Source organism: Natronococcus occultus SP4, assembly GCF_000328685.1.
Classification (GTDB): Archaea; Halobacteriota; Halobacteria; order Halobacteriales; family Natrialbaceae; genus Natronococcus; species Natronococcus occultus.
Genome location: NC_019974.1, coordinates 1,734,693 through 1,752,949, shown reverse-complemented (window position 1 = coordinate 1,752,949; position 18,257 = coordinate 1,734,693). Strand labels below are relative to the sequence as shown.

Genomic DNA, 18,257 nt, shown 5'->3' with positions numbered 1-18,257 from the left:
CATGAGTGAGGAGTACGACGTCGAGTTCGTCGAACGCGGGGATCGAGAGGCACGATTCCTCGTCCGCGGGATCTCTCCCGGGTTCGCCAACGGAATCCGTCGCGCGATGGTCGCCGACGTGCCGACGATGGCGATCGACACCGTTCGGTTCATCGAGAACTCGTCGGTGATGTTCGACGAACAGCTCGCCCTGCGACTCGGGCTCGTCCCGTTGACGACCCCGCCGGAAGGCGAGTTCGTCGAGGACGACACCGTCACGCTCTCGATCGACGTCGAAGGACCAGCCACCGCCTACTCGGGCGATCTCGTCTCCAGTGACTCCCTCGTGGAGCCGGCAGACGAGAACGTGCCGATCATCGAGCTCAAGGAGGGCCAGCGCCTCGAGGCCGAGGCCGACGCCCGTCTCGAGCGCGGGAAGGACCACGCCAAACACCAGGGCGGGGTCGCGGTCGGCTACCGACATCTCCAGCGCGTCGAGGTCGTCGACGATCTGCCGGAGTTCCAGGAACCGGAGTCCCGGATCGTCCGGGGCGTCGTCGAGGAGAACGGCGAACTCGTGCCGACAAGCGAGTTCGACCACGATCTCTCGACGCGACATCCGGGCAAAGAGGTCCGGCTCGAGGACGTTCCAAACGCCTTCGTCTTCCACGTGGAGACGGACGGCTCGTTCAGCGTCGAGGAGCTGGTCACGCGGGCCACCGACAGCCTGGAAGCGCGCGCAACCGAACTCGAAGAAGCAGTACAGCTATAGAGCATGATCCGACGCCCCCGACCCCACGTCGCCGACACACCTCTCGCCAGCGCCGCTGCCAACGAGACTGGCGAGCCGTCGGCAGTCGGAATCGAAAGGGGTTTGAAGGGGCGACGGGTACACGGAAGTGCGAGCAGGGATAGCCAAGTCAGGCCAACGGCGCAGCGTTCAGGGCGCTGTCTCGTAGGAGTCCGCAGGTTCAAATCCTGCTCCCTGCATTTTTCGGCTCGACCGAACGGAAGAGCCGCAAAAATGGAACGGACAGATCTGAGCTACGGGAGTCGAGTATCGTCTCCCGACGGTTCGGATCCCTGCAGCACTTCTCATACTGTCGGACAGAAATCACTGAGGAGAGTTCGCCGGACTGGAGTGGCGAACTCTCACAGTGGTTCTGTCCGACCGTATCATCAACCGATTTCACGATCGACGACACCTCCGAGTCCGTCGATCTCGCAGTATTTGGAGGAAACCAATGAGTAGTAAAACGAATCCGAGGCTCAACGATCTCATCGCCGAGCTGAAGTCGACGTCCCGTGAGCGGGACGCCGACGTCTGGCAAGACGTTGCGGATCGACTCGAGAAGCCCCGGCGTACTCACGCCGAGGTCAACCTGGGCCGTATCGAGCGATACGCACGCGAGGAAGAGACCGTCGTCGTTCCCGGCAAGGTGCTGGGATCCGGCGCGCTACAGAAAAACGTCACCGTCGCCGCCGTCGACTTCTCGTCGTCCGCGGAGACGAAGATCGAACAGGTCGGTGACACCGTCCCCCTCGAGCAGGTGCTCGAGGACAACCCCGATGGATCCAACGTACGGGTGATTCGATGAGTCTAGCAGAGTTCGACGCGGACGTCGTCGTCGACGCCCGCGACTGTATCCTCGGTCGCGTCGCCAGCCAGGTCGCCCAGCGTTCCCTCGATGGCGAGCGCGTCGCCGTCGTCAACGCCGAGGACGCCGTCATCACCGGCGACGAGGAAGACGTCTTCGGGACCTACCGCAAGCGACTGGAGCTTGGCTCCGACAGCGGTCCGTACCACCCGAAGCGACCGGACATGATCTTCAAGCGCTCGATCCGTGGCATGCTGCCGTACAAGAAGCCACGCGGTCGCGAAGCGCTCGACAACGTTCGTGTCTACGTCGGCAACCCCTACGAGGACGACGACGACCACGAGGCCGAGATCCTCGAGGATACGTCGCTGGATCGACTCTCGAACATCCGCTTCGTGCACCTGCACGAGGTCAGCGAACAGTTAGGTGCTAACGTCACATGGTAACGAACACGAGTGGAAAGAAAAAGACCGCCGTCGCTCGCGCGACCGTTCGCGAGGGCGAAGGCCGCGTCCGTATCAACTCGAAACCGGTCGAACTGGTCGAGCCGGAGATGTCGCGGCTCAAGATGCTCGAGCCGTTCCGCATCGCCGGCGACGAGCTCCGCGACGAGATGGACATCGAGGTCCACGTCGAGGGTGGCGGCATCAGCGGACAGGCAGACGCCGTCCGCACCGCCATCGCCCGCGGGATCGTCCAGCACACGAACGACGCCGAGCTCCGCGACGCCTACATGGAGTTCGACCGCTCGCTACTGGTCAACGACGTTCGCCAGTCCGAACCGAAGAAGTGGGGCGGCCCGGGCGCTCGGGCTCGCTACCAGAAGTCCTACCGCTGAGGTGATTCAGGTATGATGGTACCGGTCCGGTGTTTCACCTGTGGCAACGTCGTCGGCGAGCACTGGGAGGAGTTCGACGAGCGAGCGAACCAGGGCGACGAGGACCCCCAAGAGGTCCTCGACGAGCTGGGCGTCGACCGCTACTGCTGTCGGCGGATGCTCGTCAGTCACACTGACCTCGTCGACGTAGTCTCACCCTACCAGTAATCATGCAACAGGAACGCCACAACCGATACGAGAAGGCACGCATCCTGGGCGCACGAGCGCTGCAGATCTCCTACGGCGCGCCGGTGCTGGTCGAGACCGACCAGAGCGAGCCGATCCTGATCGCCGCCGAGGAGTACGACGCCGGCGCCCTGCCGTTTACGGTCCGACGGGGTGCCAAACAGTGACGCTGGTTACCGACATCCGGCTCCGCCGGGTCCTCGATTCGCGGGGCAACCCGACGGTCGAGGCCGACGTCCTCACCGAGAGCGGCGGCTTCGGCCGCGCCGCGGCACCGAGCGGCGCGAGCACCGGCGAGTACGAGGCGATCGAGCTGCCCGCAAGCGAGGCGATCGCCGCGGCCCGCGAACACGCCGTGCCGCGGCTCGTCGGCGAGACCTACGCGGGCAACCAGCGCGAGATCGACGCGGCGCTGCGGGCCGCCGACGGCACCGACGACTTCTCGAAGATCGGCGCCAACAGCGCGGTCGCGATCTCGATGGCCGCCGCGAAGGCTGGTGCCGACGTGCTGGGCGCGCCGCTGTTCCAGCACCTCGGTGGCACCTTCCGCGGGCAGAACTTCCCGATCCCGCTTGGCAACGTCGTGGGCGGGGGCGAACACGCCGCCGACGCGACCGATATCCAGGAGTTCCTCGCCGCGCCCGTCGGCGCGCCGAGCGTTGCGGACGCCGTCTTCGCAAACGCGGCCGTCCACGCCGCGGTCGCCGACCTGCTCGAGGAGCGCGACGTTCCCTCCGGGAAAGGCGACGAGGGCGCGTGGGCGCCCTCGATCGACGACGAGGAGGCCTTCGAGATCGTCGACGAGGCCGTCTCGACGGTCGAAGACGAGGTCGGCTTCGAGATCCGCTTCGGACTCGACGTCGCGGCCGCGGAGATGTACGACGACGAGTCGGACAGCTACGAGTACGAGTCGGCCGGCGTCAGCCGCGACACCGACGAACAGATCGAGTACGTCGCCGAGCTGGTCGAGGAGTACGATCTCGTCTACGTCGAGGACCCCCTCGACGAGACCGACTACGACGCCTTCGCCGAACTCACCGACGAGGTCGGCGACCGGACGCTGGTCTGTGGCGACGACCTGTTCGTCACCAACACCGACCGACTGCAGGAGGGTATCGATCGCGACGCGGCAAACAGCATCCTGATCAAGCCAAACCAGATCGGGACGCTAACTGACGCCTTCGACGCGATCGAACTCGCGACCGAGCACGGCTACGACTCGGTCGTCTCCCATCGGTCGGGCGAGACCGAGGACGCGACGATTACACACCTCGCCGTTGCGACCGACGCGCCGTTTATCAAGACGGGCGCCGTCGGCGGCGAGCGAACCGCGAAGCTCAACGAGCTCATCAGAATCGCAGACGACGCGACATGACAGACGACAACGCAACCCAAGAAGGGCTCGACGCCGCCGACGAGGAGATCGACGAGGAGCCGGCCGAAGGGCCCGGCCCCGCCGCCGACCTCGACGAGGACGTCGAGCCAGCAGCCGAACAGTCCGCCGACGCCGAGGAGGCCGAGGCCGAAGAAGAGGACGCGGGTCCCTCGCTCGACGACGACGTCATGAGCGACGAGGAGGCCGACCTGCTGATCCCCGTCGAGGACTACCTGGGCGCCGGTGTCCACATCGGGACCCAGCAGAAGACCAAGGACATGGAGCGGTTCATCCACCGCGTCCGAACCGACGGGCTCTACGTGCTGGACGTCTCGAAGACCGACGGCCGTATCCGCACGGCCGCGGACTTCCTCTCGAACTACGACCCAGAGCAGATCCTGGTCACCTCGAGCCGCCAGTACGGTCGGTTCCCGGCCGAGAAGTTCGCCGAGGCCGTGGGCGCCCGCGCCCGCACCGGTCGCTTCATCCCCGGCACGCTGACCAACCCCAAGTACGACGGCTACATCGAACCCGACGTCGTCGTCGTCACGGACCCGATCGGCGACGCCCAGGCCGTCAAGGAGGCGATCACCGTGGGGATCCCGGTCATCGCGATGTGTGACTCGAACAACCAGGTCAGCAACGTCGACCTGGTCGTCCCGACCAACAACAAGGGTCGCAAGGCCCTTTCCGTGGTCTACTGGCTGCTCGCCAACGAAGTTCTCGACCGCCGCGGCGCCGAGCCGTCCTACGCGCTCGAGGACTTCGAGAGCATGGTCTGATCGGGAACCGTTCGCTTTTCTCGACGGTCGCCGTTTCGGAACGATAGTATTAGGAGCCGTCCGCCTGAACTGAACGGTATGCTCGAGCATATCTTCGGGTTCGAGGAACGGAAGATGCCCCTTCCCGTCGTCCTGTCGACGATCGGCCTGATCGCGATGTTCGCGATCGGTATCGTCTACCGGCTCGTTTCGGTTCTCGTGCTGTAGTTCGATCGGCTGGACGAGTGTCGCATCCGGACACAGTCAACTATTAACCGCCGTCGTTCGAACGGCCGGGTATGACACGCTCGAGCGCCCCCGGCAAGGTCTATCTCTTCGGGGAGCATGCGGTCGTCTACGGCGAGCCCGCGGTGCCGTGTGCGATCGAACGGCGGGCTCGCGTCGGCGTACAGCGGCGCGAGGACGGGAAGCTCCGCGTTCATGCCGAGGATCTCAGCTTGGACGGCTTTACCGTCGAGTACGGCGGCGGCGCGGACGGACAGCCCGACGTCGACGTCGCCGAGTCGCTCGTCTCGGCGGCGATGGGGTACGTCGACGGCGCGATCGAACAGGTGCGGGAGGTCACCGGCGAGGAGGAGGTCGGCTTCGACGTCACGATCGAGAGCGACATCCCGCTCGGCGCGGGACTGGGCTCCTCCGCGGCGGTCGTCGTCGCTGCCATCGACGCCGCGACCCGGGAGCTCGGCGTCACCCTCGAGCCGACCGAGATCGCCGACCGCGCCTTCCGGACGGAGTACGAGGTCCAGGACGGTCAGGCCTCCCGCGCGGACACCTTCTGCTCGGCGACGGGCGGGGCGGTCCGCGTCGAGGGCGAGGACTGTGGCTCGATCGAGGCACCCGATCTCCCGCTCGTGATCGGGTTCGACGGCGGCGCGGGCGATACGGGCGAGCTCGTCGCGGGCGTCCGGCGGCTCCGCGAGGAGTACCCCTTCGCTGCGGACACCGTCGGGGCGATCGGTGACGTCGTCCGCAACGGCGAGGACGTCCTCGAGGCGGGCGACCTCGAGGAGCTCGGTCGACTGATGAACTTCAACCACGGCCTGCTGTCGGCGCTGGGGGTGTCCTCGCGCTCGCTGGACTCGATGGTCTGGGCGGCCCGCAACGCCGGCGCCTACGGCGCGAAGCTGACCGGAGCCGGCGGCGGGGGGTGTATCGTCGCGCTCGATCCCACCGACGAGACCGAGACCGCCCTCTCGTATACGCCCGGCTGCGAGGAGACGTTTCGCGCCGAACTCGCCGACGAGGGGGTGAAGCGCCTCGAATGATCGTCCTGAAACTCGGTGGCAGCGTGATCACCGACAAGGACCGCGCCGAGACCCTCGACGGCGAGGCGCTCGACCGGGCGGCCGACGCCGTCGCCGAGGCGCTCGCGGATCCCGAGGGGTCGCTCGCCGAGGGACTCGTCGTCGTCCACGGCGGGGGGAGCTTCGGCCACCACAACGCCAGCGAGCACGGCGTCAGCACGACCGCAGGGACCCGCGACCCGACGGCGGTCCAGGAGATCCACGGCGCGATGACGACGCTGAACGCGTTCGTTCGCTCGCGGCTGCTCGAACGGGACGTCCCCGCGGTTCCGGTACATCCCTTCTCGGCGGGCCATCGCGACGCCGACGGCGAGCTCCACCTGCCGACGGGACAGATCGCGACGCTGCTCGAGGAGGGGTTCGTCCCCGTCCTCCACGGCGACGTGATCGCCCACGCGGGCACCGGCGCGACGATCGTCAGCGGCGACGAACTCGTCGCCGAACTGGCGCGGACCCTCGGGGCCGACCGGGTCGGGCTCTGCTCGACCGTCCCGGGCGTCCTCGACGCCGACGACCGGGTCGTCGAGCGGATCGACTCCTACGAGACCGTCGCGGACGTCCTGGGCGAAAGCGAGTCGACGGACGTCACCGGAGGGATGGCCGCGAAGGTACGGGCGTTGCTCGAGCTCGAGGCCAACGCCTCGATATTCGGACTCGCGGCGCTCGAGGACTTTCTCGCGGGCGAGACGGCGGGAACGACGATCGAGTAGCAGGCAACGTTCGGCGGCGTCGAACGGTCGCCTGTCAGTGAGAAAATGATTATCGTGGGATGGGCTGTACTCGTACTATGTCAATCAATGGCACACCAGCGACGCCGCGGGAGTCCGCGATCGACGACGTTGCCTACCTCTCCCGGTCGGAACACCGCGTTCCGGCGCTGGTCGCGATGGCGGCTCGCCCGCGGACCCGGGCCGAACTCCGCGAGCTGACGGGGGCGTCGCCGTCGACGATTCGGCGAACACTCAGGGCCTTCGAGCAGCGCAGCTGGGTTCGCCGCGACGGGCACCAGTACGAGGCGACCGCGCTCGGAGCGGCCGTCGCGAGCGGGATGGAGACGCTGCTCGTGCTGATCGAAACCGAGCGAACGTTACGGGGCGTCTGGGAGGAGCTTCCGGAGGCAGCCCTCGAGCTGGCCCTCGAGCGGCCCGGAACGACGACCGTTACCGTCGCCGAACACGACGCCCCGTACCGCCCGGTGAACCGGTTCCGGTCGCTGCTTCTCGAGGCCGACCGGTTCCGGTTCGTCGGGTTCGACGTCGGGCTCTACGATCCCTGTACGGACGTGTTCGGTCGACGCGTCCTCGACGGGATGGACGCGGAGCTGATCGACTCGCCCGACGTCGCCGCGTACATGCTCTCGACCTATCCCGAGCGCTGTGCCAGGCTCCTCGAGAGCGGGAACCTGACCGCGATGGTCCACGACGAGCTCCCGCCCTACGGGATCAGCCGGCTCGACGACCGGGTCGTCGTCAGCGGCTACGATTCCGACAGCGGGGGCGTGACCGTGTTAGTCGACACGGACGCCCCGGCGGCCCGTGAGTGGGCGGACTCGGTTTACGCGACCTACAGGAGCGAGGCCCGCCCGCTCGAGCCCGAACGGTTCGAGGACGTAGAGATCGAAGCGTAAACCGCGGCGTTTCACGTTCAACGCCGCATTGTAATCCCGATCCGTTTCGAATCCACACGAGGGACACGCGTGCTCACGCACCCACAATTCCTTCTCCACCTCGACACCGCACGAGTAGCACTCCGTTGTCGTGTTGTACGCGGGGACTTCCATCACGTGGCACGCGTGTTTCTCACCGTGAGAGTCGAGAATTTGCTTGAAGTTGCCCCAGCCCACTTCCACCTTGTTCCGCGCGTTGTCAGGGCCTTCGAACAACTCGCGGATGGTGAAGTCTTCGACGAACACGGCGTCGTACTGCGTCGTGTAGAAGTGTGCGAGTTTGTGGTGGTAGTCGCGTTTCTTGTCGCGTATCGACTCGTGAACCGCGGCGACTGCCTCGCGTTGTTTCTCCCAGTTCCGTGACTCGTAGTGTTTCCGCGACAACGGACGTTGTTCGCGTTCGAGTCGTTCGCGGGCGTCTGAGAGATCAAGGCGGTTGATGGCACGTCCGTCCGAGTCGAACACGAAGTTCACAATCCCAAGGTCGAGACCCACGGTGTCCTCAGGATCGATGTCTTCGACATCGGGTTTCTCGGGCGTTTCTGCTTCGATGTCGAACGAGGCGTACCATGCGCCCGAGGATTCGCGTTTTACCGTGACATTTTTGATGTTGTCGGGGTCGATGTCACGGTGTAAGCGGATCGGGATTTCCAACGTCTCCCCGTTGACTTTCTTTAAGATCAATCGTCCACGGCCAGAGCGGCCACTCTTCTTGTCGAGTTCGAAGCCGGACTGGCGGTACGTAAACGATTGATACTCTCGCGGAGATTTCCAGTTCAGCGAGCCGACATCGTACCCCGCGGCTTTCAATTTGCCGAGGTTGGTGATGTTTGTCTGGATGCGTTCGACGGCTTCTTGCAACACGGTGGACCAGACGAGGTTCAACTCTTCCCACCAGTTTTTCAATACCGGGAGTTGGTCGCGGACGTGTCGCACGCGTTGTTTCACGGTGCGGTCGTCTTCTTCCGCTGGTGGAAGGTCGTTGTATCGTTTGAGGCCGTCATTGTATACTTGTCGCACGGTGTCGAGTTGCCAGCCCAACGCCTCTCGTTGTGGCGTGGTCGGGTAGAGGCGGAAGCGCGGGCTGAAGTCCATGCGACGTACATTCGTGGCACGAGGTGACAGCTGTTAAACGTGTTGGCCGGACTGGCGGGCGCTGTATCCCCTCCCTACGCCCTCACGTTGCTCGGCGTTGAGGAAGGGGGCTTAGCGCCCTCCATTACAGCTAACACGAGCTTCGGCCCAGGCGGAGCTGGGGCTGTCAGTCGAACAGCACCCGGTTCAGAATCGGTCGCAGGAACGATCCCCGGCGTGTCTTCTTCGAGTGGACCAACAGTACGGGCTGTTCGATCGCGGCGGCGAGTCGATCCGACCGCCGTTCGACGAACAGGTCCGGTAGCCGACGGTGGGTGACAGTACTCAGCATCACCAGATCGGCCGCTGCGAGCGCTTCGGAGAGCCCCTCAACCTCGTCGTCGGTGCGGACGATCGTCGACTCGACGGGGACGGTACAGAGATCGTCGAGATCGTCGTGGTACGCCTCGATCGTCTCGAGCAGTTCCTCCGGTGCGTCCGCCGAGACCGGAAAGAGGAACCTGACCGACGCCCCCAGCGTGTCGGCTATCGCGTCCGCGAGCTCGACCTTGAGCGGGTCGTTGAACGGACTGCGGTCGGTGACGACCGCGATCTCGTCGATCTCGCCGCGTTGCTCGTGCTGGACGAAGACGACGTCGCAGGGGGCGTGTTCCATGATCCAGTCGGCGTCCCGGCCGAACAGGGTCTCGAGCCGGCTCGTCGGCCGCTGGCGAGCCAACACGAGGTCCGCCCCGGTCCGCTCCGCGAAGTTGACGACCGCGTGGCGGCTGTCGTGGCTGACGATCTCGCCGACCTCGACGGGCACCTCGAGATACCGAACCAGGTGGTCGGTCCGGGTCTCGAACTCGACGTCCTCGGAGGTGAGCTCGTCGGCGGCGGTGTCGAGGGGAACCTGGTCGGGTACCTCGTCGAACCGGACGACGCGGATCCGCCCGCCACGGCGGCGAACGATCGGTGCCGCCATCTGGATCAGGGCGTCCTCTTGCTCGCGGGTGACGTCCCGCCGGATCGGGATGAGGACTTCGTACTGGTCGGATCGTTCGAACTGGGCCTCCGTGTCGCGGACGAACTGTCGTCCGGCTTCCCGGCGTGCGAGGCCTTTCGCGACGCCCTCGCGCTCGACGCGCTCCTTGGCGTACAGCCTGTACCAGACGAACCCGCCGATGACGATCGCGATCGAGCCGACGATCGGGAGCAACTCCATTCGCGAGATGATGAACACGCCGGAAGCGATGCCGAACAGCTGGACCCACGGGTAGCCGGGCGTGGAGAACTCGGGGTCGTACCACTCCAGATCGCGTTCGCGAAAGGCGATGAGGGCGCCACAGACCAGGATGTAGACGAGGATCTGGAAGGCGCCGGCGGATTTGGCGATCTGTTCGACGTCGAGCGTGAGGATCGCGAGAACCATGATCCCGCCGGTAGAGAGGATCGCGACGACCGGGGTCGCGAACCGCGGGTGGATATACTCGAAGACGTCCAGAAAGAGATCGTCGCGACTCAACGCGAGCGGGTACCGTGAGGCCGTCAGGATGCCCGCGTTGGCGGTACTTATCAGGGCCAGCAGTGCGGCGAGGACGATCGCGTACAGAAACAGTTCGCCAAACAGCAGGTCGACCGCTTCGGCCATCGGCGCCTCCTCCCCGGCCAGCGCTTCGCCCTCGATGACGCCGACGAGGACGAACACTAACAGGGCATAGAGGATCGAGGTCGCGACCAGCGAGACGAGGAGTCCAAGCGGGAGGTTTCGGCCCGGGTCCTCGATCTCCTCGGCGACGGCCGCGACCTTCGTGACGCCGGCGTAGGAGACGAGCACGGTCGCGGTCGCGGTGAACACGCCGCCCATTCCCTCGGTGAAGAACGGATCGTAGTTCGCGCCGTCGACCCGGATAATCGATCCGGCGACGAACACCGAGAGAATCACCAGCATGACGACGACCATGATCAGTTGCAGTCCGCCGGTCTGTTTGACCCCGATCAGGTTGATAGCGATGAGAACGACTGCGAACGTCACCGCCACCGCCTCGACGCTCGGCAGCGCCATCACGGCCTCAAGGTAGAACATGCCGCCGACGAGCGCGAGCGCGCCCTTCAACATCAGCATGAGCCAGGTCCCGAGCCCGGCGATCGTCCCCATCGCGGGACCCATCCCCCGCTCGATGAAGACGTAGTCCCCACCAGCTTCCGGCATCGCCGTCCCCAGTTCGGCGATGCTGAGCGCGGCGGGAACGACCAGGATCGCCGCGATCACGAACGCGAGAATCACGGCGGGGCCAGCTTCGGCCATCGCGATCCCGGGCAGGATGAAGATTCCGCTGCCGATCATCGCGCCCATGCTGATCGCGATTACGGCAAACAGCCCCAGGTCGCGCTCGAGATCCTTCGTCATCGGACGGTGGTTTTCCGCGAGCGATAAGAAACGTTGGTGTTTCGGAACCGATTGCGCAGCCACCGCCACCACGTTCGATACGCATCAATCACCCGCAGTCGAAAGCAAACGATCGGGCGGTTCGAGATCCGATCGGCGGCTCGGCGCGCTCGCCGGGACCCAACCCACTGCGTTTTTAACACCCGAGCGTGTAGGTAGGGCCAACGTACCCGCGGGCAAGTGCGTTCGCGGCCCACAGCGTTCCTGTGGTCCGGTTGGCGGGGTACACCGCCGCGAGCGCATAGCGGGATGGCCGACGCGCTGTAAGACGCCGGGGCCGCATAACCGGGAGTCCGCGGACCGTTTCAGTGAGAGTCCACACGCGGCTTTCAGTGCTAGCAACTATGGAAATCGAAATTGCAACGATTGGCGGTTACGAGGAAGTCGGACGGCAGATGACTGCCGTTCGCGCCGGCGACGACGTCGTCATCTTCGACATGGGGCTGAACCTCTCGCAGGTTCTGATCCACGACAACGTCGAAACCGAGCGGATGCACAGTCTCGATCTGATCGACATGGGCGCGATTCCGGACGATCGGATCATGAGCGACCTCGAGGGCGACGTCCAGGCGATCGTCCCGACCCACGGTCACCTCGACCACATCGGTGCCATCTCGAAGCTGGCCCACCGGTACGACGCACCGATCGTTGCCACACCGTTTACGATCGAACTGGTCAAACAGCAGATCGAGGGCGAACAGAAGTTCGGCGTCGAGAACGACCTCGTGAAGATGGAGGCCGGCGAGACGATGTCGATCGGCGACTCCGGCAAGGTCGATCTCGAATTCGTCAACGTCACCCACTCGATCATCGACGCGATCAACCCCGTGCTCCACACCCCCGAGGGTGCGGTCGTCTACGGGCTCGACAAGCGGATGGATCACACGCCGGTCATCGGCGACCCGATCGACATGGAGCGGTTCCGCGAGATCGGCCGCGAGGGCAACGGCGTGCTGTGTTACATCGAGGACTGTACCAACGCGAGCAAGAAGGGCCGTACCCCCAGCGAGAACGTCGCCCGCGAACACCTCCGGGACGTCCTCTACAGTATGGAGGACTACGACGGCGGGATCGTCGCGACGACGTTCTCGAGTCACATCTCGCGGGTGACGAGCCTCGTCGAGTTCGCGAAGGATATCGGTCGGCAGCCGGTCCTGCTCGGGCGCTCGATGGAGAAGTACTCCGGCACCGCCGAGCGACTCGACTTCGTCGACTTCCCCGACGATCTGGGGATGTTCGGCCACCGCAAGTCCGTCGACCGCACGTTCAAGCGGATCATGAACGAGGGCAAGGAGAACTTCCTGCCGGTCGTCACCGGCCACCAGGGTGAGCCCCGTGCGATGCTTACCCGGATGGCTCGCGGCGAGACCCCCTACGAGCTGGACGACGGCGACAAGGTTGTCTTCTCGGCACGGGTCATCCCGGAGCCGACCAACGAGGGCCAGCGTTACCAGGCCGAGAAGCTGCTGGGCATGCAGGGCGCTCGTGTCTACGACGACATCCACGTCTCGGGGCACCTCAATCAGGAGGGCCACTACGAGATGCTGGATGCCCTCCAGCCCCAGCACATCATCCCGGCCCATCAGGATCTGAGCGGGTTCTCCAGCTACGTTAACCTCTGCGAGAGCGAGGGGTACCAGATGGGACGAGACCTGCACGTGACGCGCAACGGGAACCTCATCCAGCTTGTCGACTGATATGACGACTCCCGAGGCACGCGAGGAAGCGGTGCTCGAGGCCGTCAACCAGCGCCGCAAGCTGGTCAACGAGGCGATCCCCGAAGCGCTTCCGATCCAGCGGCCAGAACGGCTTTACGAGGCCTCGCGGTACCTGCTGGACGCAGGCGGCAAGCGGCTCCGACCGACGGTGTTGCTGACAACCGCGGAAGCACTCGCCGACGTCGAGCCGCTGTCGACGGACTACCGGGAGTTTCCCACCCTCGACGGACGCTCGAACTCACCGGCCGCGGACGACGGGGCCGACCAGACGCCGGAGACGATCGACGCGATGGCCGCTGCCGTCAGCGTCGAGGTCATTCAGTCGTTCACGCTGATCCACGACGACATCATGGACGACGACGACCTTCGACGGGGGGTTCCGGCCGTCCACCGCGAGTACGACCTCGAGACGGCCATTCTAGCCGGCGACACGCTCTACTCGAAGGCCTTCGAGATCATGCTCGAGACCGGTACGACGTCCGACCGAGCGGTCGACGCCCTCGACGTGCTGGCGACGACCTGCACGAAGATCTGCGAGGGACAGGCGCTCGACGTCGACTTCGAGCAACGCGAGGACGTCTCCCCCGAGGAGTATCTCGACATGGTCGAACAGAAGACCGCCGTCCTCTACGCCGCGTCGGCGTGTCTTCCGGCGATCTTGCAGGGGGCGGACCAGGAGACCATCGACGCGCTGTACGGCTACGGTCTCGACATCGGGCGTGCCTTCCAGATCCACGACGACGTCCTCGATCTGACCGTGCCAAGCGAGGAACTGGGCAAGCAGCGGGGAAGCGACCTCGTCGAGGAGAAACAGACGCTGATCACCGTCCACGCCCGCGATCAGGGGATCGAACTCGAGGACCTGGTCGACACCGAGGACGTCGAACGCGTCACCGAAAGCGAGATCGACGACGCCGTCGCAGAACTCGAGCGCGTCGGCTCGATCGAGTACGCCAACGACCGCGCCCGCGAGCTCGTTGAGCAGGGCAAGGATCGACTCGAGGTACTTCCGGACAACGAGGCCCGCGAGTTGCTGTGTGACATCGGTGACTACCTGATCGAGCGCGGCTACTGACCGCTCGATCGTGATCGGTTTCGGGTCGGAACCGGCGCCCCGCCTCAGTCCGGACAGAGCCCGTCGACGAGCCGACAACACTCCGCCGGTTCGGGCGGTTTCAGGACGTAGGCATCCGCCGCTGGCGATTCCGAACGGATCTTCTCGAGTTCCGGCTCTGTTCCGGTCAACACGGCCACCGGGACGTCCCGGAGTTCGGCGTCCGATTTGATCTCGGCCAGCACCTCCGCGCCGCTCTTTTTCGGAAAGTGCCAGTCGAGCAGGATCAGGTCCGGTCTGGGTGCGTTCTCGTACCCGCCCCGTCGGTAGAGGAAATCGAGCGCCTCGACGCCGTCGCCGACGACGTGGTAGGTCCCGTCCACCCCCGCGTTCTCGAACATCTCCTTCGTGAGTCGGACGTCCCCCGGGTTGTCCTCGGCTAAAAGTATTTCTCCCACATGCTTCGGTCCACCCATAGTAGATGAACCAGGTAGAGATACATAAATGATCCCTCCGACCACTCACTCGGAAAATCGGTCCCGAACGGCGAGAAAGAACAGGCCGTGTTGGCCCCTGAAACTCCCCGTTCTCGAGGGGGATCGAGTACCAATTGTGTAGGGACCGCGCTTAGGCACCGCAGTCCCGAACAGGGTGTATGAACGACTACACGCCCGACGAACCGGTCGACGTGCTCCTGATCGAGGACAATCCGGGCGACGTCCGCCTCACGCAGGAAGCGTTCCGTGCGACCGACAGCGAGATCTCGTTTCGGATCCTCCGTGACGGCGAGGAAGCGGCGAGATACTTCCGACAGCCCGAGGACGCGACCCCCTGTCCGGACCTGGTGTTGCTCGATCTGAACCTCCCCCGGAAGGACGGGTTCGACGTCCTCGAGGTGCTCGAGGAGGAACTCGACTACCCACCACCGGTACTCGTGCTCTCGAGTTCGGCCGCCGAGGAGGACATCGCCGAGAGCTACGCTGCCGACGCGAACGCCTACCTTACGAAGCCCGACGCGATGCCGGAGTTCGCATCGATGGCGGAGGCGATCGAGCAGTTCTGGATCGACACGGCGAAACAGCCGCCCGCCCCGGCCTGACGAGGCCGTAAGCCGACGCCGCTGCGGTTTTGAACGGATGCTGATTGCCGTTACGGACTCCCTGATCGAACGCGGCTACCGACCACGCTCCGGGTGGAATTTTGGATCGAATCGTCACCCGAGAGGCGATGAATCGACGGAACGCTCCGTTCGATTCGCCCGGACGCTGGCGGCTACTGTTCCGGAGGTTCGACCTGCTCGTCGGCCCGGTCGGTCTCGGTACGGCCGACCAGGCGTTCACGGAGGGAGCGCTTTCTGGGACGCTCCGACAGCAACACGGAACATTCGAGTTCGTCGACGACCTCGAAAACGAGCGAGTCACCGAGCAGCCGCGAGAGCAGTCCGCGCCCGGTTGCACCGATCAGGACGAGCGTGTGATCGTCAGCCGCGTCGGCGATATTCCCCTGTACATCGCCGTCGGTTCCGACGAGCAGGTTCGCGTCGCCGAGGCCGTGATCGTCGGCCCACTCACCGAGGAAGCTCATCCCTTTCGCCCGCTGAGTCTGTTCGTCGACGACGTGAAGCACGGATATTTCGGACCCGTGAACGTCGCGAAACGCCTTGGCGACTTCCGCGCTCAGGTCCGAGTCGGGACCGCCGGCAGTCGGAAGGAGGATGCGCGAGGGATCGAAGCCCCGATCCTTGAAGACGAGGAAATCACAGGGGAGGTTCATCGTCAACTCGTCCAACGCACCGCCGGTTCGGCCGCTGGACCACGACCGGTCTGGACCCCAGCCGAGGATTACGTTGTCGGCGTTCAGACGGTCGGCAGCGTCGAAAATCTCCTCGAAGGAGCGGTGAGAGACGACGGTGTGGGTTTCGATCTCTGCGCCGTATTCTTCGGCCGTCTCTCGAGCGCTCGCCATCAGTTGCTCCGAGTTCGGATCGATCCGATCTAGCTGATCCGAGACGTGCTCGAGCGAGGTCTGGTCGGGAACCTGGACAACGTGAACTGCGTGAACGACGCCGTCGTTCTGTTTCGCCATCGTGCTCCCGAGGGCGATCAGTTCGGTCTCCGTCCGGGGGTTCGAGATGGGAACCATGACGTTGTACGCCGTCGTGTCGGGAGAAGCTGCTTCCGCAGCGGAGACGGCAATGTCGGGCATCTCGTCGGATCGCTCGCGAACGTACTTGCCCAGAGCACCCTCGATCGGCGTCTTCTGTCGTGCGTAGAGAGCGTACCACACGACGGCAACGACGACGAACAGCACGGCGAGCGCCTGTGCACCCGGGTTCATGAAGTAAATGAGCCCCAGCGAGAGGACGATCCCGAGAATCGGGAGGATCGGATACAGCGGCACTCGGAAGTCGGGATCGTAGCCGGGGTGGTCGGTCTCGCGGAAGACGATCAGCGCGGCGTTCAGCAGCGCGTACACGATGAGATGGAGTACGCTCGCGGCCTCCGCGAGGATCTCGATATCCCTCCCCAGCAGGACGACGAAGCCGACGATCAAGACGCCGGTAACGGCGATGGATCGGTACGGCGTCGCAAAACGGGGATGGATCTCGTTGAGCCAGCCGGTGACGATCTTGTCACGCCCCATCGCGAAGTTGATGCGGGCCGACGCCAGAATCGAGGCGTTCGCCGACGACGCCGTCGCCAGCAGTGCACCAAGCGTCATGACCGTCGCGGCAATACCGGCAAGGCCGCCAGGGAACGACAGTTCAGCCGCCTGGGCGACGGGGGCTTCGAGATCGAGGTCCGGCCACGGGACGATCCCGATCATGATCGTCACGAGGATCCCGTACAGAACGGTGACGATAGCGACGCTCCCGACGATGGCGATCGGCAGGTTTCGGCCGGGGTTTTTCATCTCCTCGCCGACGGTCGCGATCTTCGCGTATCCCAGAAACGAGACGAACACGAGACCGGTAGCGGGCAGAATCTCGGCCGTTCCTAACGGCGTCCATCCGCCCGATCCCGTCACGGTCGTCCAATCGAAGGAGAACCAGCCGACGATTGCGAAGATGCCGAGAATCCCGAGCAGAATCGTCACGATCACCGTCTGAATGCTCCCGGTCTCTTTCGCGCCGATATAGTTGATCCCGACGAAGAGCACACCGGCGACGATCGCGCCGACCTGAACGCTGTTGAGAAAGAGCACCGACGGCAGCTCAAGCAGTTCACCCAAGTACTGTCCGAAACCGATCGTGTAGAACGCAGAAGCGAACGCGAGCCCCAGCCAGTCGCCGAGCCCGGATATCGAGCCGAACACCGGACCGAGCGCGCGGTTGACGTAGTAGTACGCACCGCCGGCTTTCGGCATCGCCGTTCCCAGTTCCGACACCGACAACGCGTTCACCATCGCGATCATGCCGCCGATGATAAACGAGAGGACGACGATCGGTCCGGCTTCCTGGGCTGCGACACCCGGGAGCACGAAGATACCCGCGCCGATCATCGTCCCGATCCCGATCGTCATCGCCGAGACGAGCCCAAGGTCCTTGGCGAGTTCCTCGTCGTCACCGCTCATGTGTCGTCCCGTCGAGGTAGTGCGATGACCGGCCGATCAGCCTGCGTCATCAGCTTGAGCGCACGATCTCCCGTGAGAAGCATCGTGAGTCGATTCCCCCCACGCGGACGAACGGCGATCGCGCTCGCGTCGACGTCGTCGGCGACCTCGAGAACGCGATCGACGATATTTCGCCCATACGCTTTCCGCTCGTCGGCGTCGGGAAACACCTCTCTGACAGCCGCGAACGACTCGGCGGCCACTCCCTCTGATTGTTCGACGGGCGTTTTGTCCGGAACGCCCTCTCCCTTTTCGATCACGTGCAGCACCGTTACCCGCTCCGGGCGGTACGGTTCGAGCGTGCGAGCCGTGGCGCGAGCGTCCTCCTCGTTGGCGACCGGCAGAAGGACCCGTGCCAGCAACTCCCGGTTTCCGTTGCTCATACGTCACGTTGTTTCCGGAAGAAAAATAATATTGCGTATTTCTTTGTCATCGATAATCAGTATCAGTTTTACTTTTCAACCGTTCGGTGTTTGGTAGAGCGGTAGAGGACGGGAGATTCCGGGAGGCGGCTGAAGATGCCGATGGCTATCTCACCGAAACAGTCCCCGATCCTAATCAGAAGCCAAATTTGACCCGACTG

Annotated in this window: 20 protein-coding genes and 1 tRNA gene; 16 read left to right on the top strand and 5 right to left on the bottom strand. The window is 64.6% G+C overall.

Translation table 11 applies throughout. The features are described 5' to 3' along the window. Nucleotide 1: 1 nt before the first annotated feature. From NATOC_RS08655 to NATOC_RS08600, 13 genes are all read left to right on the top strand, one after another. Nucleotides 2-751 carry a DNA-directed RNA polymerase subunit D gene (locus NATOC_RS08655; RefSeq protein WP_015321053.1) on the top strand — a complete coding sequence of 250 codons (750 nt, stop codon included), beginning with the start codon at nt 2-4 and terminating at the stop codon, nt 749-751. A gap of 133 nt (nt 752-884) precedes the next feature. Beyond that, a tRNA-Leu gene (locus NATOC_RS08650) sits at nt 885-969 on the top strand. A 254-nt stretch (nt 970-1,223) separates the two neighbouring features. Next, the gene (locus tag NATOC_RS08645; RefSeq protein ID WP_015321052.1) at nt 1,224-1,577 is read left to right on the top strand and encodes a 50S ribosomal protein L18e; all 354 of its coding nucleotides are present in this window, start codon (nt 1,224-1,226) and stop codon (nt 1,575-1,577) included. Continuing rightward, a complete protein-coding gene (locus tag NATOC_RS08640) occupies nt 1,574-2,023 on the top strand; it encodes a 50S ribosomal protein L13 (RefSeq protein ID WP_015321051.1) in 450 nt (149 codons plus the stop codon). Before NATOC_RS08645 ends, NATOC_RS08640 begins: the two co-directional genes overlap by 4 nt. Then, nucleotides 2,017-2,415, top strand: coding sequence for a 30S ribosomal protein S9 (locus NATOC_RS08635; RefSeq protein ID WP_015321050.1), 399 nt, complete (start codon nt 2,017-2,019; stop codon nt 2,413-2,415). Before NATOC_RS08640 ends, NATOC_RS08635 begins: the two co-directional genes overlap by 7 nt. 12 nt (nt 2,416-2,427) lie before the next feature. After that, nucleotides 2,428-2,622, top strand: coding sequence for a DNA-directed RNA polymerase subunit N (locus NATOC_RS08630; RefSeq protein ID WP_015321049.1), 195 nt, complete (start codon nt 2,428-2,430; stop codon nt 2,620-2,622). Nucleotides 2,623-2,624: 2 nt separating this feature from the next. Next, a complete protein-coding gene (locus NATOC_RS08625) occupies nt 2,625-2,807 on the top strand; it encodes a DNA-directed RNA polymerase subunit K (protein ID WP_015321048.1) in 183 nt (60 codons plus the stop codon). Next, complete coding sequence (gene eno / locus NATOC_RS08620; RefSeq protein WP_015321047.1) at nt 2,804-4,015, top strand: phosphopyruvate hydratase; 1,212 nt, start codon at nt 2,804-2,806, stop codon at nt 4,013-4,015. Before NATOC_RS08625 ends, eno begins: the two co-directional genes overlap by 4 nt. Further along, nucleotides 4,012-4,797, top strand: coding sequence for a 30S ribosomal protein S2 (gene rpsB, locus NATOC_RS08615; protein ID WP_015321046.1), 786 nt, complete (start codon nt 4,012-4,014; stop codon nt 4,795-4,797). Before eno ends, rpsB begins: the two co-directional genes overlap by 4 nt. A gap of 78 nt (nt 4,798-4,875) precedes the next feature. Continuing rightward, nucleotides 4,876-5,004, top strand: coding sequence for a hypothetical protein (locus NATOC_RS23055; protein ID WP_015321045.1), 129 nt, complete (start codon nt 4,876-4,878; stop codon nt 5,002-5,004). A gap of 71 nt (nt 5,005-5,075) precedes the next feature. Continuing rightward, nucleotides 5,076-6,062 carry a mevalonate kinase gene (mvk, locus tag NATOC_RS08610; protein WP_015321044.1) on the top strand — a complete coding sequence of 329 codons (987 nt, stop codon included), beginning with the start codon at nt 5,076-5,078 and terminating at the stop codon, nt 6,060-6,062. Next, entirely contained in the window at nt 6,059-6,811 is a 753-nt protein-coding gene (locus tag NATOC_RS08605; protein WP_015321043.1) for an isopentenyl phosphate kinase, read from the top strand. Before mvk ends, NATOC_RS08605 begins: the two co-directional genes overlap by 4 nt. 77 nt (nt 6,812-6,888) lie before the next feature. After that, on the top strand, nt 6,889-7,728 hold the full coding sequence (locus NATOC_RS08600; RefSeq protein WP_015321042.1) for a helix-turn-helix transcriptional regulator: 840 nt from the start codon (nt 6,889-6,891) through the stop codon (nt 7,726-7,728). On the opposite strand, the gene NATOC_RS21080 is transcribed toward NATOC_RS08600, so the two are convergent. Beyond that, nucleotides 7,609-8,862, bottom strand: coding sequence for an RNA-guided endonuclease InsQ/TnpB family protein (locus NATOC_RS21080; RefSeq protein WP_245549698.1), 1,254 nt, complete (start codon nt 8,860-8,862; stop codon nt 7,609-7,611). The genes NATOC_RS08600 and NATOC_RS21080 overlap by 120 nt on opposite strands. Before the next feature lie 166 nt (nt 8,863-9,028). After that, nucleotides 9,029-11,251, bottom strand: coding sequence for an amino acid permease (locus NATOC_RS08595; protein ID WP_015321041.1), 2,223 nt, complete (start codon nt 11,249-11,251; stop codon nt 9,029-9,031). 383 nt (nt 11,252-11,634) lie between these two features. Here NATOC_RS08595 and NATOC_RS08590 point away from each other — a divergent pair, with 383 nt between their 5' ends. Together NATOC_RS08590 and idsA3 are read left to right on the top strand one after the other, a co-directional pair. Further along, nucleotides 11,635-12,987: a ribonuclease J gene (locus tag NATOC_RS08590; protein WP_015321040.1), complete on the top strand. Its 1,353-nt coding sequence runs from the start codon at nt 11,635-11,637 to the stop codon at nt 12,985-12,987. Between the two features lies 1 nt (nt 12,988). After that, on the top strand, nt 12,989-14,083 hold the full coding sequence (gene idsA3, locus NATOC_RS08585; protein ID WP_015321039.1) for a geranylfarnesyl diphosphate synthase: 1,095 nt from the start codon (nt 12,989-12,991) through the stop codon (nt 14,081-14,083). 44 nt (nt 14,084-14,127) lie between these two features. Here the strand turns inward: idsA3 and NATOC_RS08580 are convergent, their stop codons facing one another. Continuing rightward, complete coding sequence (locus NATOC_RS08580; RefSeq protein ID WP_281170486.1) at nt 14,128-14,520, bottom strand: response regulator; 393 nt, start codon at nt 14,518-14,520, stop codon at nt 14,128-14,130. A 197-nt stretch (nt 14,521-14,717) separates the two neighbouring features. Here NATOC_RS08580 and NATOC_RS08575 point away from each other — a divergent pair, with 197 nt between their 5' ends. After that, a complete protein-coding gene (locus NATOC_RS08575) occupies nt 14,718-15,161 on the top strand; it encodes a response regulator (RefSeq protein ID WP_015321037.1) in 444 nt (147 codons plus the stop codon). A 173-nt stretch (nt 15,162-15,334) separates the two neighbouring features. On the opposite strand, the gene NATOC_RS08570 is transcribed toward NATOC_RS08575, so the two are convergent. Next, nucleotides 15,335-17,635: an amino acid permease gene (locus NATOC_RS08570; protein ID WP_015321036.1), complete on the bottom strand. Its 2,301-nt coding sequence runs from the start codon at nt 17,633-17,635 to the stop codon at nt 15,335-15,337. After that, complete coding sequence (locus NATOC_RS08565) at nt 17,632-18,057, bottom strand: universal stress protein (protein WP_015321035.1); 426 nt, start codon at nt 18,055-18,057, stop codon at nt 17,632-17,634. Before NATOC_RS08565 ends, NATOC_RS08570 begins: the two co-directional genes overlap by 4 nt. Nucleotides 18,058-18,257 lie beyond the last annotated feature (200 nt).

Bases quoted from the DNA above. Each gene is read 5' to 3' on its own strand.
- NATOC_RS08655 (WP_015321053.1), top strand. From the start codon at position 2: ATGAGTGAGGAGTACGACGTCGAGTTCGTCGAACGCGGGGATCGAGAG.
- NATOC_RS08645 (WP_015321052.1), top strand. From the start codon at position 1,224: ATGAGTAGTAAAACGAATCCGAGGCTCAACGATCTCATCGCCGAGCTG.
- NATOC_RS08640 (WP_015321051.1), top strand. From the start codon at position 1,574: ATGAGTCTAGCAGAGTTCGACGCGGACGTCGTCGTCGACGCCCGCGAC.
- NATOC_RS08635 (WP_015321050.1), top strand. From the start codon at position 2,017: ATGGTAACGAACACGAGTGGAAAGAAAAAGACCGCCGTCGCTCGCGCG.
- NATOC_RS08630 (WP_015321049.1), top strand. From the start codon at position 2,428: ATGATGGTACCGGTCCGGTGTTTCACCTGTGGCAACGTCGTCGGCGAG.
- NATOC_RS08625 (WP_015321048.1), top strand. From the start codon at position 2,625: ATGCAACAGGAACGCCACAACCGATACGAGAAGGCACGCATCCTGGGC.
- rpsB (WP_015321046.1), top strand. From the start codon at position 4,012: ATGACAGACGACAACGCAACCCAAGAAGGGCTCGACGCCGCCGACGAG.
- NATOC_RS23055 (WP_015321045.1), top strand. From the start codon at position 4,876: ATGCTCGAGCATATCTTCGGGTTCGAGGAACGGAAGATGCCCCTTCCC.
- mvk (WP_015321044.1), top strand. From the start codon at position 5,076: ATGACACGCTCGAGCGCCCCCGGCAAGGTCTATCTCTTCGGGGAGCAT.
- NATOC_RS08605 (WP_015321043.1), top strand. From the start codon at position 6,059: ATGATCGTCCTGAAACTCGGTGGCAGCGTGATCACCGACAAGGACCGC.
- NATOC_RS08600 (WP_015321042.1), top strand. From the start codon at position 6,889: ATGTCAATCAATGGCACACCAGCGACGCCGCGGGAGTCCGCGATCGAC.
- NATOC_RS21080 (WP_245549698.1), bottom strand. From the start codon at position 8,862: ATGGACTTCAGCCCGCGCTTCCGCCTCTACCCGACCACGCCACAACGA.
- NATOC_RS08595 (WP_015321041.1), bottom strand. From the start codon at position 11,251: ATGACGAAGGATCTCGAGCGCGACCTGGGGCTGTTTGCCGTAATCGCG.
- NATOC_RS08590 (WP_015321040.1), top strand. From the start codon at position 11,635: ATGGAAATCGAAATTGCAACGATTGGCGGTTACGAGGAAGTCGGACGG.
- idsA3 (WP_015321039.1), top strand. From the start codon at position 12,989: ATGACGACTCCCGAGGCACGCGAGGAAGCGGTGCTCGAGGCCGTCAAC.
- NATOC_RS08575 (WP_015321037.1), top strand. From the start codon at position 14,718: ATGAACGACTACACGCCCGACGAACCGGTCGACGTGCTCCTGATCGAG.
- NATOC_RS08570 (WP_015321036.1), bottom strand. From the start codon at position 17,635: ATGAGCGGTGACGACGAGGAACTCGCCAAGGACCTTGGGCTCGTCTCG.
- NATOC_RS08565 (WP_015321035.1), bottom strand. From the start codon at position 18,057: ATGAGCAACGGAAACCGGGAGTTGCTGGCACGGGTCCTTCTGCCGGTC.